The sequence below is a fragment of the Vibrio sp. Hep-1b-8 genome (assembly GCF_006124995.1).
Lineage (GTDB): Bacteria > Pseudomonadota > Gammaproteobacteria > Enterobacterales > Vibrionaceae > Vibrio.
This window is the reverse complement of record NZ_QEWN01000015.1, coordinates 15515-30572: the sequence shown is the minus strand read 5'-3', so window position 1 is coordinate 30572 and position 15058 is coordinate 15515. Positions and strand designations below refer to the sequence as shown.

Genomic DNA, 15058 nt, shown 5'->3' with positions numbered 1-15058 from the left:
CATCCATTTATCGACCAAATGCCAGCATTTTTGCTGGCATTTGTTCTATCTGTGCCGCTAGATTTATGCTCTGAAGTGTTGGGGAGTTGTTCCTGTCCAGCGTTTAAATGCTCGACGAAAATTAGCGCTATCACTGTAGCCAAGGCGAAACGCAATCTCTTCTACCGTTAAACGCGTCCCAACCAGATACTCTTTAGCCAGATCGGCACGCACTTCATTCAAAAGCTGCTGATAACTCGTGCAGCACTGTTCCAAGTGCCGTCTCAACGTTCTCTCAGAACATCCGAACTGAACCGCAAGCCGCTCGGCATCAAACCGCAGTACTAACTCATCCTGATTGAACTTCACCTGGCAAGCAAAGCGCTGCTGATACTGGCGGTGATATTCAGGAGCAGCGTAAGGGAGGTGAATCGCTGTCACATTAAGCTCGCGTCCCGTTAGCCCCAAGAACAGAAAGGCTATAGAGCTAAGGAAGTACTCATCCCTCCTAGAGAAGGGGCTGCCTTCTGGGAGAGTGGCCACCCTAGGAATTTAGCGGTAGGTTGCCAAAAGCTCTACGGCTCCAACAATAAGTGGAAAAAGCAGTACGGCTATCATAAACGCTCACTATCAGAGACAGCAATGTATCGAGTGAAGCAGTTGTTCGGTGGGCGATTAAGTCTGACAAACTACAATGCTCAGGTTGGTGAAACTTACGCCATGATAAAAGCGTTAAACAAGCTCACAGGACTAGTATGCCCGAAACGATGGTGATCGCCTAACATTTAGTCATGTTAGGCGTGTTTTTAACTGAAATCGAATTAGGAAACAAAGCCGATTTTTATCTAAATCATCAGGGGATTCCTCAGAGCGGAACATCCAATAGCTCGAAGACCGAGTCGAAAACATGACAAGTGCTTGTATCAAAGTTAAATACCAAGCAATTTTTCAATAAAAGTTGAAAATATAATTCCTATATAGCTCCACATACCTAAAGCATTAACCCACATAAACACTTTAAATTTCGTTGATTTGGTTGTTGAACGCTTACGTATGAATGGGTATTTAACCCAATAATCAAAGCAACGGCTACCAATCTCCCAAGACAATTGATATTTAGGACGCATATAACCATTGTGGTCATAATACTTATCAAGATCTTTCGCTAACTGCTGATCAATAAAAATTATATGTTTTAAACTACCTAAGCTAACAACTGCACTCATAAAGACAGCTGGCACAGACCAAACAATGGCATAAGCAGAAAGCAAACCAACAACAATAGTTTCAAGATCTTTAAGAACCTCAATCACAGAAAATCCTCACCCCATTCATAAAGTTCGATTGTCTTTTCATACATGATATCTCCAATCGCTTTGCCAGTTGTTGCTCCAACGACACCGCCAACGGCCCCACCAACAACCGCTCCACCGATGGCAGCAAGAGCAAGTATCGGAGTTGAGGCCGTTACACCAACAGCAAGCACAAATAGACTAACACCAACTGTTCCGCCCTTTAGGCCTCCATACCAGCCACCAATAAACCCAACGACTTCACGAGTTGTTGTCTTGCCACACTCGCCAGTACCATCCACCTTGCACGCTTCGAAAATGTTATCGACACCACTGACGGCACCCACAAGTAAACCAACATAACCCACACCTCTGGCGGCAGAAATTCCAAGAGCAATATTACCAATCCGCTTCCCTAATTCTTTCACAAAACCCGTCTTTAGAATTTCATCCGCATTGTGAACGGCTGATTTAGTGGAGAGGCTTAAATTGCGTTTAATTTGCGTATAGATGGGCAATTGAACGCTACGTTTGGATAGCATTGCAAAAGAACCATCCAGTTTTTTAAACAATGCGCCACGCTGATCAAAAAATCGCTGATTATTGGCATAGCCCACTTTTTGATTGGTTTCGACATGCTGCACATACAGGTCATTTATTTCTAATAGGACATTTTGAATATTCTTAAGGTTTTGCTCAACGATTGCAGACGTTGCGCCAACCCCTACCGCTACCTGAGCATAAAAATCAAGAGGTAAACCATCCGCTTCAATCGCCCTCTTACCAAACCACAATATCTAGTATCGGTCGCAGCTGATACAGACACAATATATAGGAATTAGTAACAATGGAACATTACCAACACCTTAAGTAACGATATGAAACCGATCATTACAGTCCCATATAAATTAGGGTATGTACCCAGTAAATTTTAATAACGTTAAACTCAAGGCAAGTACAATATAACTCCACATTCCTAATGCGTTAATCCACATAAATCCTTTAAATTTTTTAGAATCAGTTTGTTCACGATGTCGAATAAAAGGATAAGCAATACAGTAATTGATAAACCGACTTCCAACATCCCAAGATGCTTGATGCTTCGGTCGCATATAACCGTTATCGTCGTAATACTTATTCAGGTCTTTAGCTAGCTGCTTATCTATGAAAATAATGTGCTTGAAGCTCCCTAAAGAAACAACAGCAATCATTATTACAGCAGGAATAGACCAAACAAGGGCATAAGTTCCAAAGATCAAACCTAACGAAGCAGCAAGAAGTTCATACCAAGCCATTAGAAAGTAGCCTCGATTTCCGAAACAATTTCTATCGCATTTTCATACAAGAAATACAATCCATCGCCTATTGCTTTACCAGTCGCACCGCCAGCGACACCACCGACAAAACCACCTGCAACCGCTCCACCAATTGCAGCAACCGCCAGAACAGGAGCCGATGCGGTTACGCCAATAACTAGAGCAATACCAGAAACGGCGGCGACAGCAAGCCCAACGCCAACGTTACCACCTTGAATACCACCAACGACACCGCCAATAAACCCGCCCACTTCTCGGGTCGTCGTCTTACCACAATCTCCTGTTCCATCGACCTTGCACGCCTCATAGATATTACTCATACCGCTGGCAGCACCTATCACTAGACCGACATACCCCAAACCTCTAGCAGCGGAGATACCAATTGCAATATTGCCAATGCGCTTACCAAGCTCTTTCACAAAACCTGTTTTTAAGATTTCATCCGCATTGTGAACAACTGATTTAGTAGAGAGGCTTAAATTGCGTTTAATTTGGATGTAGATGGGCAATTGAACGCTACGTTTGGATAGCATTGCAAAGGAACCATCCAGTTTTTTAAACAATGCGGCACGCTGATCAAAAAATCGCTGATTATTGGCATAGCCCACTTTTTGATTGGTTTCGACATGCTGCACATACAGCCCATTTATTTCTAATAGAACATTTTGAATATTCTTAAGGTTTTGCTCAACGATTGCAGACGTTGCGCCAACCCCTACCGCTACCTGAGCATAAAAATCAAGAGGTAAACCATCCGCTTCAATCGCCCTCTTACCAAACCACAATATCTAGTATCGGTCGCAGCTGATACAGACACAATATATAGGAATTAGTAACAATGGAACATTACCAACACCTTAAGTAACGATATGAAACCGATCATTACAGTCCCATATAAATTAGGGTATGTACCCAGTAAACTTTAAGAAAATCAAGCTTAAGATAAGGACAATACAGCTCCACATCCCTAATGCATTCACCCACATAAACACTTTAAATTTAGTTGATTTCGTTGTTGCTCGTTTACGAATAAATGGATACTTCACCCAGTAATCAAAGCAACGGCTACCTATCTCCCAGGACAATTGGTATTTAGGTCTCATATGACCGTTATCGTCATAGTATTTGCTAAGATCTTTGGCCAGTTGTTTATCCATAAAAACAATATGCTTAAGACTACCTAGAGATACAATCGCACTCATAATAACACCCGGAACAGCCCAGATTGTAGCGTAGCCTCCGAAAACCAAACCTAAAAGCGCCACGACAGACTCATACCAGACCATCAGAATTTAGCCCCTATATCAGATACAATTTTGTCTGAACTTTCATACAAGAAATACAATCCATCTCCAACGGCTTTACCTGCCGTAGAGCCTGCAACCCCACCGACAAAACCACCTGCGACAGCTCCACTAATCACCGCGACAGCAAGTACTGGGGCGGTAACAGTTATGCTGATGGCTAAAGCGATACCAGAAACGGCGGTTACAGCGAGCCCTACTCCAACGCTTCCACCTTTGATTCCACCGTATACTCCGCCAATAAAGCCCCACACTTCACGAGTTGTTGTCTTGCCACACTCGCCAGTACCATCCACCTTGCACGCTTCATAGATGCTATCGACACCACTGACGGCACCCACAAGTAAACCAACATAACCCACACCTCTGGCGGCAGAAATTCCAAGAGCAATATTACCAATCCGCTTCCCTAATTCTTTCACAAAACCCGTCTTTAGAATTTCATCCGCATTGTGAACAACTGATTTAGTAGAGAGGCTTAAATTGCGTTTAATTTGGATGTAGATGGGCAATTGAACGCTACGCTTGGAAAGCATTGCAAAGGAACCATCCAGTTTTTTAAACAATGCGGCACGCTGATCAAAAAATCGCTGATTATTGGCATAGCCCACTTTTTGATTGGTTTCGACATGCTGCACATACAGCCCATTTATTTCTAATAGAACATTTTGAATATTCTTAAGGTTTTGCTCAACGATTGCAGACGTTGCGCCAACCCCCACCGCTACCTGAGCATAAAAATCAAGAGGTAAACCATCCGCTTCAATCCGCTCTTCCAGTTGATGAGAGAAAAGCTCGAAGTGACGGTTGAGTGTCGCTACCTCCTCATCCGATAGTTTTCCTAATTCCTTACTGGCAATCTTCGCTTGTTCAATCCAAAGATTGAGCAGCTCTCGTTCATCCTTTGTTTTAGGCTCTGTAGTTGGAAGAAGGACAATTTCACCCTCTCGAACGGGCTCGTTCAAATGAAGATTACAGCGCTTGATGGTCTGCTTTTGTTCCTCACTTGTCTCTGACGTAAAGAGGTTTGCCCACAATTCATCTTGTGATTGAGTGGTCGTCGATTGCATCCAACCAAGATGAAAAGTGCTATCCCATTGCTCAACGACCGCTTCATCTAGTGCTAGTACAGTATTTCTGCCTACAACACCATCGGTCTTATCAAGATTGTATTGAGCATGAGTTGTATGCGTTGGTTTGTATGTCTGCTGAAAAGATTTAACCGCTTGCTCTGTTTTACTTCCAAAGATTCCGTCAACCTTTCCTTGATAGACTCCCACTGCTTTCAATGCTTCTTGAGCTTTTAATACTTCAAAGCTTTTCATCCCCATAGACAGGTAAGAAAATGAACCACTTCCTAGCGCATTCATATTCTCTTCATTTTTTAACAGCCTTGATTTGAGTATTGGCGCGTTACTTACCTGTGGAGGATTATCTTTAGTCAAAGAAGCCAATAGTTTAGCTCTTCTTCTTTCCCTTTCATCATATTCAGCTATCGCTGCATTTGAACGCCTAACCTGACTTTCCACCATAGACTTTTTCTCTTCTTCTGGGTCTATGATTTCTCTTGGGGGGTATTTATAATCCATATTCCATCCATAAATTTTATTTTAACGTAGTCCTATCAAAAGGCGGTGTTCATAAAAATAAAGACAATGAGACAAGATGCGTAAGAGCATATCATAGAAAAAGCAGAGGCAAAAATTTGCTCAAGAGAGCTTAAAAGACGGGGGTTAACTACAGCCTCAATCAATGGGAAGCAGGGCGTAGTTCGTAATGGCTATTCGGATGGCGTTTATTCGATATCGAAATGACGGCCGCGACCTTGATACTCCTACTGGTATTGCAGGACTTTTTCTACTACTGGTTTCATCGTGCCAGTCATCGGGGGCTATCACTTAGACAGCGCCTAAAGTTAGTGCTCTCTCCACCTGATGATTAAAAAAAGACCCGCGATTGCGGGTCTGCTATTTTATGCGATTTCGAGAATGATGTTCTCGAGTTTATCCAAGCCTTCTTCAAGAACTTCTGGCTCAATTGTTAATGGTGGTAGCAGACGAATAACGTTGGCTTTAACACCACATGACAACAGAATTAAACCATTTTCCTGTGCCTTGCTGATCACCGCTTTGGTCATATCCTGAAGAGGCTGACCTGTTTGAGGATCAGTAAATTCGATGGCCATCATCGCACCGTAGGTACGCACTTCACCAATCGCAGGGACAGACTGTTGCAGTTTCGTCATACGAGCATTAACCACTTCACCAATACCTTGGGCTTTAGCGCATAAATCGAGCTCTTCGATAATTTTGAGCACTTCCAGACCAGCGGCACAACCAAGAGGCGAACCCGCGTAGGTGCCACCTAACCCCCCCGGTAGTGCCGAGTCCATAACATCACTCTTACCGACAACGGCTGAGATTGGGTAACCACCCGCGATTCCTTTCGCCATCGTCATCATGTCAGGCTCAATGTCGAGATACTCAGTGGCAAACATTTTGCCGGTACGCGCAAAGCCGGTTTGGATCTCATCGGCAATCAACATGATGCCATGCTTATCACACACTTGACGCAGCCCTTGAGCGAACTCTTTCGGTGCCTTGTAGAAACCACCTTCACCTTGCACTGGTTCAAAAATGATCGCAGCAACGCGTGATGGTTCGATATCACAAGCAAACAGATCTTCTATCGCTTGTAGACTCTGCTGGACGCTAATGCCGTGGAAAGCATTCGGATATGGCGCATGGAAAATCTCATTTGGGAACGGCCCAAAACCCGCCTTGTATGGCGCCACTTTACCCGTCAGTCCCATGGTCATGTTAGTACGACCGTGGAAACCCCCTTTAAATGCAATCACACCACTACGACCGGTATGAGCTCGTGCGATTTTTACTGCGTTCTCTACCGCTTCCGCACCCGTGGTGAGGAAAATCGCTTTTTTAGCCGATGGGCCCGGAGCAAGCTCTGTCAGCTTCTCTGCCAGTTCAACAAACGAGGCATACGGGGTGACCATGGCACAAGTATGGGAGAACTTATCAATCTGAGCTTTTACCGCTTCACTGATACGCTTGTTAGCGTGACCTGTGTTGGTTACAGCGATTCCCGCCGCGAAGTCGATGTATTTATTGCCTTCAATATCCCACACGTGGGCATTATCGGCTTTCTCAACATAGAGTGGGTACATAGCGCCCATACCCTGAGCAATGACCTGACTTCTTCTTTGATGTAGTTGTTGGTTGTTCATAAATTTTTCCTTAAATTAGTTGCCGCCAAAGCAGAGATATTTCACGTCCATGTATTCATCGATACCCTGCTTAGCCCCTTCACGGCCAATGCCTGACTGTTTGACACCACCAAACGGTGCCACTTCCGTAGAGATAATACCTTCGTTAATTCCAACCATGCCGTACTGCAACGCTTCAGCAATTTTCCACACGCGGTGAATATTCTGGCTGTAAAAATAAGAAGCCAATCCATAGATGGTGTCATTGGCCATCTCAATCAGTTGCTCATCATTGTCAAAAGCAATCACGGGAGCGACTGGGCCAAAGATCTCTTCCGAAACGATCTTCATGTCATGGGTAACATTTTTCAGAATCACTGGCTGAATAAAGAGTCCATCAAGTTGCTTCAACTCACTGACAGGCTGCGCACCTTGTTCAATCGCACCATCAATCAAGCTTTGAATTCCCTGCTTAGCAGATTCGCTAATCACAGGACCAATGGTGACTCCCTGTTCAAGACCATTACCGACTTTGAGGTTTTGAACAGCAGCGTCAAACTTGGCAACAAACTCGTCATAAACCGTGCTGTGAACATAGAAGCGGTTGGCACAAACACAAGTCTGGCCAGCGTTACGGAACTTAGACGCCATTGCACCTGCTACCGCCGCATCGATATCCGCGTCATCAAAAACGATAAACGGCGCGTTGCCACCCAGTTCCATCGACGTGCGTTTGATATCGTGCGCACTTTGCTGCATTAGAATGCTGCCCACTTTAGTAGAGCCCGTGAAAGACAGCTTACGAATCAGAGGATGAGAGGTAAAAATAGCACCAACCTGACGTGAGTCTTCACCAAGCACCACCTGAAGTACATCACGTGGGATACCCGCCTGATAGGCTAACTCAACCACCGCAAACGCCGATAGCGGCGTAGACTCTGATGGCTTAACCACAAAGCTACAGCCCGCAGCCAATGCTGGGCCAGCCTTACGGGTAATCATCGCAATCGGGAAGTTCCACGGGGTAATCGCACAAGCCACACCAATCGGTTGTTTGATGGTTAGCAAACGCTTGTCGCCACTTGGCGCAGGAATCGTTTCACCGTATGTGCGTTTTGCTTCCTCAGCAAACCACTCAATAAAGCTCGCGCCATAAGCCACTTCACCTTCTGCCTCTGCAAGTGGTTTGCCTTGCTCTAACGTCATTAAACGGCCGAGGTCTTGTTTATTTTCCAATAGCAATTGATGCCAGCGTAGTAACAAAGCACCACGTGCTTTCGCAGACATCGCCGCCCACTCTTTCTGCGCAACACTTGAACGTTCGATACCATCTAAAATGGATTGCTGAGACGAAACAGGAGCAAAGCCAAGTCGTTCTCCGGTTGCAGGGTTGGTCACAGCAATGCCTTGCTCTTCACTCGGCACCATAAACGAAAGAAGACTTTGATTAATAATTTGTTGCATGGTGATTCCTTTTGAAAGCTAGTGTTCGCCACGCAATCAGTTCTAACGTGGCTTTTGATTTATTTATGCTGGGATCTGCTGCGTTATACAGTGGATGTTCCCACCTCCTAACAGCACTTCTCTTGTCGGTATCCCAATAATTTGATGATCCGGCATTGCGCTCTGTAGCACAGAGATCGCCTCAGCATCGGTTCTATCATCAAGGAGAGGCAAAAATACATAGCCATTTACGATAAGAAAGTTTGCATAAGACGCACTTAAGCGTTCCCCTGCTTCTCGGCTCATTCCTTCGCTTACCTCAATACCTTGCGCTTCATTCTCACTGTAATGCAGTGGGCCAGGCAAAGGTAAACGCACAATTTCAATCTCACGACCTTGCGCATCGGTCTGTGATTTGAGCACCCGTTCCGCTTCGCGCGATAGATGATATTGAGGATCACTTGGGTCATCCGTCCAACTCAGCACCACTTTAGCGGGAGCAATAACGTGCATAAGATTATCAACATGGCCATCCGTCTCATCATTAAATAAGCCGTTAGGAAGCCAAATCACTTTCTCTATGCTGAGGTACTCCTTGAGTTGCTGCTCGATCTGCTGCTTGGTCAGCAAAGGGTTACGACCAGGACTAAGTAAACACTCTTCAGTGGTATACAAGGTGCCCTCACCATCGGTATGAATCGAACCGCCTTCAAGGACAAATGGCGCACGGTAGTGATCGATGCCGATGATGTCACACACCGAACTGGCGACGAGATCGTCTTGTTGCCAGTTGTCATATAAACCGTTGTACTCACCGCCCCAAGCATTAAACTGCCAGCTAATACCACGACGTTCACCACTCTCGTTTACCAAGACTGTCGGGCCAATATCACGCATCCAAGCATCGTTGAATGGGATTTCAACTAACCGAATTTCAGGCTGAAGTAAGTCACGAGCGTGATCAAACTGTTTACTACTTACCGCAACACAGACTTTCGTCACTTCAGAAATCGCATTGGCGATACGAGCAAAAGTTAGCTGAGCGGGTAAGGCGTCATCACGCCAGTTATCACGTCTTTCTGGCCATGCTAGCCAAACTTGGCTAACCGGCTGAAACTCAGCCGGAAAATAGAAGCCATCTTGTGCAGGCGTTGAAAATAACTGCATTGCAATGCCTCCTATACTGCAAGCTTGCCTACACTAGCGTAGAGATCTGGGCGACGGTCACGGAACAAGCCCCAAGAGTGACGCGCTTTCGCGGTCTGCTCCAAATCGATCTCAGCGTAAATGATTGCCTCACCTTCGCGCGGTGCTTCCGCAAGCTTGCCTCCAGTGTGGTCAGTAATGAACGAAGAACCGTAGAAGGTCGTCTCGATACCATCATCCACTTCCGTTCCTACTCGGTTGGAAGCAATCACTGGGACGAGATTCGCGGCAGAATGCCCCTGCATTGTGCGTTGCCAATGATCTCGTGAATCCAGTGTTGGATCCTGAGGCTCAGAGCCAATCGCCGTTGGATAAAAAATAGCTTCCGCGCCATGAAGAGCCAAACTGCGCGCAAGCTCTGGAAACCATTGATCCCAGCAAATACCCGCACCAAACTTACCAAACTTAGTCTGCCAAACCTTAAATCCGGTATCGCCAGGGCTGAAGTAGTACTTCTCGCTGTAACCTGGGCCATCAGGAATATGAGACTTACGGTAATTGTCCAGTACGGTTCCATCTGCATCGATCATTACCAGCGAGTTAAAGAAAGTGTTGCCTGCTTTCTCAAAGTAGCTAACTGGAATCACCACACCAAGTTCTTTGGCCAATTCGCTCATCTCTTTAATCAGATGACAGTGAGCGGTCTCTTGGGCCAACTCAAAGTACTTCGCTTCCTGCTTTTTGCAGAAATAAGGCGCTGCAAAAAGCTCTTGAGGCAAAATCACATTTGCGCCATTCGCCGCAGCTTCACGGATCGCGGCTTTAGCTTTGTTGAGGTTATCTTCCAGATCCCAGCTGATGGTTAGCTGTAGAGCGGCAAACTTCACGACTTTACTCATTGGATATTCCTTATCTTTTTGTTCCTAAATCGCCAATTTATCTCTCAGGTTGTAGTACGCCGCCCCCATAGCCGTAAACGGGATCTGGAAGTGACGACCACCTGGGAAAGCGTAGTGTCTAAGGGCAGCAAATGCGTCAAAACGCTCTGCATGTCCTGTTAATGCTTCTGCTAGTAGCTTGCCAGCCAAATGGGTACAAGTAACCCCATGGCCGCTGTAGCCTTGCAGGTAGTAGATGTTGTCAGCAAACGCGCCAAACTGAGGCATACGTGAATAGGTCAACAAGAAGTTCCCTGTCCATCTGTAGTCAATTTTAATGCCCTTAAGCTGAGGAAAGACGGTTTCCATCTTAGGTCTAATAATGGCTTCGATATTTTCTGGATCGCGCGCACCGTATACCACACCACCACCAAACAGCAGGCGTTTGTCCGCACTGAGACGGAAGTAGTCCAGTAGGTAGTTACAATCTTCCACGCAATAATCGGTTGGCAAGATCTGTTTGAGTAACTCTTCTGACAATGGCTCTGTTGCCACAACCTGAGTACCACATGGAATCGCTTTATTACTGATGTTCGGCGCTAGCCCACCTAAGTAAGCATTGCCAGCGAGCACTAAGTATTTGGCTTTCACGCTACCATGCGCGGTTTTAGCAACTGGATTAGCGCCTTTTTCAATCGCAGTGACTGCCGACTGTTCAAAGATTTGCCCACCAAGAGAGACGAATGCTGCCGCTTCACCCAACGCAAGTTTAAGTGGATGAATATGTCCGCCACGCATATCAAGCAGACCACCAGAGTAGACTTTGGTACCGACCGCTTGCTCAATTTCGTTAGCATCAAGCAAGGTAAGCTGATCATTACCGTAGCGTTCCCAGTTCTTCTTATGCTCTTCCAGCCCTTTAAGCTGCTTTTTATTTAGCGAGGTAAACAGACCACCCTGTTTATGGTCACAATCAATATTGTATTTATCAATCAGGCCACGAATGATATCGCCACCTTCAAAAATCATTTCACAAAGCGCTTTTGCCTGAGCATGGTCGTAACGGCTTTCTAGTACATCAACATCTCGGCTGTAGCTATTGACGATTTGTCCACCGTTACGACCCGTTGCTCCAAAACCGACTTTTGCACTCTCCAGCACCACCACTTTGAAACCTTTTTCGGCCAAATGCAGGGCAGAAGAGAGTCCTGAGAATCCTGCACCTACGACACAAACATCACACTCAATGTGGTCTTGCAGTTGCGGGTAGTCAGGCATATTGGGTACAGAATGGGCGTAGAACGAATCCGTATGCTTGTTCATAGAGATATTCCTTTATTAATCTTCAGCAGGCTTAAGGGTGTAGACGAATCCAAGTCGTCTTAGTTTCAGTGAATTTCTCGATGGCATGCAGCGATTTGTCGCGGCCATTACCACTCATCTTGAATCCACCAAACGGGACAGTCATGTCACCTTCGTTGTAGTTATTGACCCAGACCGAGCCCGCCTGTAGCTGTTTCGCTACACGGTGAACACGGTTGATGTTGCTACTCCAAAGTGCTGCACCAAGGCCATATTGTGAGTCATTGGCAATCTCGATAGCTTGCGCTTCATCCTTAAATGGAATCACGCACAATACCGGACCAAAGATCTCTTCCTGAGCCACTTTCATTTTGTTATCGACGTTGTCAAGAATGGTTGGTTCGACGAAAGCGCCTTGACCCTGAACGTCGCCACCACAGCGAAGCGTCGCGCCTTCAGACTGGCCAAGAAGGATATACTCAAGCACCTTGGCTTTGTGCTCCTTGTCGATCAATGCCCCCATTGATGAGGAGGTGTCTAGAGGATCTTTCGGCATAAATGCCTGTGCCGCTGAAATCACTTTATCGACAAAGCGATCCTTAATGCTTTCATGCACCAGCAGACGCGTCGCAGCGACACAAACTTCACCTTGGTTGTAGAAACATCCCGCCGCAGTTTCCGCTGCTGCGCGATCCAAATCGTCACAGTCCTCAAAGACGATGTTGGCGTTCTTACCACCCGCTTCGGCGAATACTCGCTTCAGGTTTGTTTCACCTGAACTGATCATGAGCTGACCCGCGATTCGGGTTGAACCAGTAAACGCGATGCAATCAACATCATGATGTTTAGCCAAAGCGTCACCAGCTTCATGTCCAAAACCGGTGACGACTTGGAAAACACCTTTTGGTAGACCTGCCTGCTCGGCAAGTTGACCTAAGTAGATAGCGGTTAAAGATGATTTTTCAGAGGGTTTAAGGATGACACTGTTACCTGCTGCAAGCGCGGGTCCAAGTTTCCAGCAAGCAATCCATAAAGGGAAGTTCCAAGGAACGACTGCGGCAACAACGCCTATAGGTTGATGAGAAATAAAGGCATGAACATTTTTTTCTGTTGGTGCGACTTCCCCATAAACTTTATCAATTGCTTCTGCATACCAGCGCAATGAATTGGCTGCGCCAGGTACGTCCGTTGATACACTATGAGAAATAGGTTTGCCGGTGTCTAAGGTTTCAAGCAGTGCTAATTGCTCACAATGCTGCTCGATGAGATCGGCAAATTTATACAGAACTGCCTTACGCTTGGCAGGAGCACTGTTGCTCCAATCGCCAGCTTTAAAAGTATCTCGGGCATACTTAACCGCAAGATCGACATCTTCACTTTGACAACGAGCGATATCAGTCAGTTTTTCATCCGTTGCAGGATTGAATACGCCTAACGTTTGACCACTTTGTGCTTCACAATACTCGCCATTCAGGTAAGCTCGGCTCTCAATGACGAGATTGTTTTTGAGTTCAATCCATTGCTCTTGGGTTTTCATACGCCCTCCTTGTTTATCACAACAAGGCAAGGCCCACTTAGAATGTGGTCGGCGTATGCGCGCTTATCATTCGACAAGCCTTGTCTGTGTGATTAGTAAACTTATGCGGTTTCATCGTATCAATAACGTACGATTCGCCCTGCTTGATAAGATAAGACTTTCCTCGGTACTCAAGAGTAATTTCCCCCTCAAGGACCGTACCTATCTCTTCACCTTCGTGTCTGATTTCTCGCGCACCCGTGGTACCGTGCGGAGCATATTCTTCAATCAGGAATCCGATTACCTGATCTTTGCTGCCGTTGGTGACAAGTTTCATCGAAACCGATTCGCTGCCCATTTCAACCAGCTCATCCTGTGTCACGACAACCTTCGTTTCATCACTTTGATCATTTTCAACAATGAAAAATTCAGAAAGTGACAAAGAAAAAACATTAACTATTTTCTGTAACGAACTCACTGACGGGCTGACTTTGCCATTCTCAATTGAAGAAATCGCACTGTGTGTAATGCCCGCTCGCTCAGCGAGTTCGCGTTGTGACAATCCATTTTGTTTTCTTAACTGAACAATATTTTTACCAATCTCTTGATTGTCCATTCATTCTGCTCCTGATTTATACAGAGGCAGCCATCATAAATTCTTTGAATAAAATTTGAGAGAAATGATTGGTTTTTGCTTGCCATTCTGGGTGCCACTGCACGCCAACGAAAAATTTTTGTCCTGGCAGGCTAAAGGCTTCTATCAGACCATCAGGGGCCTTAGCCTCTATTTGCAACTGTGGTGCGAGTTGGTCGACCCCTTGATTATGTAGGGTGTTTACTTCGAACAAACTGGTGTTCTGCCACTGGTTTTCCGTTAACCACTGCTCAAACAAGCTCTCTTTCTGAACGAGCACAGCATGGGCTGGTGCATATTTTTGTTCAAAATCTTCAACAGGTTTCTCTCTATGGTCACTAAAACCAGAGTCGTGAACGGCTGGATTCAACGAACCACCGAGCGCCACATTCATCTCTTGGAACCCTCGACAGATCCCCAAACAAGGAATGTCTTTATCAACTGCGTGTCGAATAAGAGAGAATGCCAGCTCATCGCGCTTCTCATCTTTGTTTGCTTCTTCATGCGTTGCGTTATAGCGATGCGGAGCAACGTTCGAATGACTTCCCGGAAACAAAAATCCATCACACAATTCGACAAGGGTTTGCATATCTTCTTGTGGTAAGTCCGGAGCCAGAATCAGAGGTAGACCGCCAAAATCCTTTACTGCACGAAGATAAAAGTCATTAACTGACTGAATCTTATAACCACCTAGCTGTTTCGCGCAGCTGACGACACCAATGACGGGTTTGCTTGTTTTAGCCATGATGCTTCCGCGTTCAATTTATTTAACATTCACACTACAAACCATGTACAAAATTATCAACAGCAATGTTCGATATTCTGACCAAATCGTGACCAACCCCTCCTTTTTGGTCAAAAAAGAACCATTTTTTGCTCAATATATTGAGCAAAAGACCACCACCTGTTACAAAATGGTTAACAAAACAAACCCACAATGAACTCTCCGCTTTCATGCAAACGAAGTTAAATCATTGTATATAAACAAAATAATTGTCATTGCTTAGACTTTGGTCTAAATGATG

13 protein-coding genes and 4 pseudogenes are annotated in these 15058 nt (G+C 45.5%); 2 read left to right on the top strand and 15 right to left on the bottom strand.

Annotated elements, in window-relative coordinates:
* Nucleotides 1-63: 63 nt before the first annotated feature.
* The gene (locus tag DA100_RS04850) at nucleotides 64-522 is read right to left on the bottom strand and encodes an AraC family transcriptional regulator (RefSeq protein WP_276608331.1); all 459 of its coding nucleotides are present in this window, start codon (nucleotides 520-522) and stop codon (nucleotides 64-66) included.
* Here DA100_RS04850 and DA100_RS04845 point away from each other — a divergent pair.
* A pseudogene (locus tag DA100_RS04845) lies at nucleotides 478-761 on the top strand (IS5/IS1182 family transposase); the annotation flags it as partial. The gene DA100_RS04850 and the pseudogene DA100_RS04845 sit on opposite strands and share 45 nt — an antisense overlap.
* Nucleotides 762-908: 147 nt before the next feature.
* On the opposite strand, the gene DA100_RS04840 reads toward DA100_RS04845, so the two are convergent.
* The 6 genes and pseudogenes from DA100_RS04840 to DA100_RS04815 form a co-directional block, all read right to left on the bottom strand.
* Complete coding sequence (locus tag DA100_RS04840; RefSeq protein ID WP_171052139.1) at nucleotides 909-1292, bottom strand: hypothetical protein; 384 nt, start codon at nucleotides 1290-1292, stop codon at nucleotides 909-911.
* Nucleotides 1289-2044: pseudogene (locus DA100_RS04835) on the bottom strand (hypothetical protein); the annotation flags it as partial. The gene DA100_RS04840 and the pseudogene DA100_RS04835, both read right to left, overlap by 4 nt.
* 135 nt (nucleotides 2045-2179) lie before the next feature.
* On the bottom strand, nucleotides 2180-2566 hold the full coding sequence (locus DA100_RS04830; RefSeq protein ID WP_138971148.1) for a hypothetical protein: 387 nt from the start codon (nucleotides 2564-2566) through the stop codon (nucleotides 2180-2182).
* Nucleotides 2566-3351, bottom strand: a pseudogene (locus DA100_RS04825) (hypothetical protein); the annotation flags it as partial. The pseudogene DA100_RS04825 and the gene DA100_RS04830, both read right to left, overlap by 1 nt.
* Nucleotides 3352-3486: 135 nt before the next feature.
* On the bottom strand, nucleotides 3487-3873 hold the full coding sequence (locus tag DA100_RS04820) for a hypothetical protein (RefSeq protein ID WP_138971147.1): 387 nt from the start codon (nucleotides 3871-3873) through the stop codon (nucleotides 3487-3489).
* Nucleotides 3873-5480, bottom strand: a complete 1608-nt coding sequence (locus tag DA100_RS04815) for a peptidoglycan-binding domain-containing protein (protein ID WP_138971146.1) — start codon at nucleotides 5478-5480, stop codon at nucleotides 3873-3875. Before DA100_RS04815 ends, DA100_RS04820 begins: the two co-directional genes overlap by 1 nt.
* A 188-nt stretch (nucleotides 5481-5668) precedes the next feature.
* On the opposite strand from DA100_RS04815, the pseudogene DA100_RS21235 reads away from it, so the two are divergent.
* Nucleotides 5669-5779, top strand: a pseudogene (locus tag DA100_RS21235) (sterol desaturase family protein); the annotation flags it as partial.
* A gap of 84 nt (nucleotides 5780-5863) precedes the next feature.
* On the opposite strand, the gene gabT reads toward DA100_RS21235, so the two are convergent.
* The 8 genes from gabT to DA100_RS04770 form a co-directional block, all read right to left on the bottom strand.
* On the bottom strand, nucleotides 5864-7135 hold the full coding sequence (gene gabT, locus DA100_RS04805; protein ID WP_138971145.1) for a 4-aminobutyrate--2-oxoglutarate transaminase: 1272 nt from the start codon (nucleotides 7133-7135) through the stop codon (nucleotides 5864-5866).
* Nucleotides 7136-7150: 15 nt separating this feature from the next.
* Nucleotides 7151-8578 carry an NAD-dependent succinate-semialdehyde dehydrogenase gene (locus tag DA100_RS04800; protein ID WP_138971144.1) on the bottom strand — a complete coding sequence of 476 codons (1428 nt, stop codon included), beginning with the start codon at nucleotides 8576-8578 and terminating at the stop codon, nucleotides 7151-7153.
* Nucleotides 8579-8641: 63 nt separating this feature from the next.
* A complete protein-coding gene (gene aguA, locus DA100_RS04795; RefSeq protein WP_138971143.1) occupies nucleotides 8642-9724 on the bottom strand; it encodes an agmatine deiminase in 1083 nt (360 codons plus the stop codon).
* Nucleotides 9725-9735: 11 nt separating this feature from the next.
* Entirely contained in the window at nucleotides 9736-10602 is an 867-nt protein-coding gene (gene aguB / locus DA100_RS04790; protein ID WP_138971142.1) for an N-carbamoylputrescine amidase, read from the bottom strand.
* A gap of 24 nt (nucleotides 10603-10626) precedes the next feature.
* A complete protein-coding gene (locus DA100_RS04785; protein ID WP_138971141.1) occupies nucleotides 10627-11904 on the bottom strand; it encodes an FAD-binding oxidoreductase in 1278 nt (425 codons plus the stop codon).
* A gap of 31 nt (nucleotides 11905-11935) precedes the next feature.
* Nucleotides 11936-13420: an aldehyde dehydrogenase gene (locus tag DA100_RS04780; RefSeq protein ID WP_138971140.1), complete on the bottom strand. Its 1485-nt coding sequence runs from the start codon at nucleotides 13418-13420 to the stop codon at nucleotides 11936-11938.
* 37 nt (nucleotides 13421-13457) lie between these two features.
* Nucleotides 13458-14015: an HTH-type transcriptional regulator PuuR gene (gene puuR, locus DA100_RS04775; protein ID WP_138971139.1), complete on the bottom strand. Its 558-nt coding sequence runs from the start codon at nucleotides 14013-14015 to the stop codon at nucleotides 13458-13460.
* Nucleotides 14016-14031: 16 nt separating this feature from the next.
* Complete coding sequence (locus DA100_RS04770) at nucleotides 14032-14778, bottom strand: gamma-glutamyl-gamma-aminobutyrate hydrolase family protein (RefSeq protein ID WP_138971138.1); 747 nt, start codon at nucleotides 14776-14778, stop codon at nucleotides 14032-14034.
* Nucleotides 14779-15058: the final 280 nt, after the last annotated feature.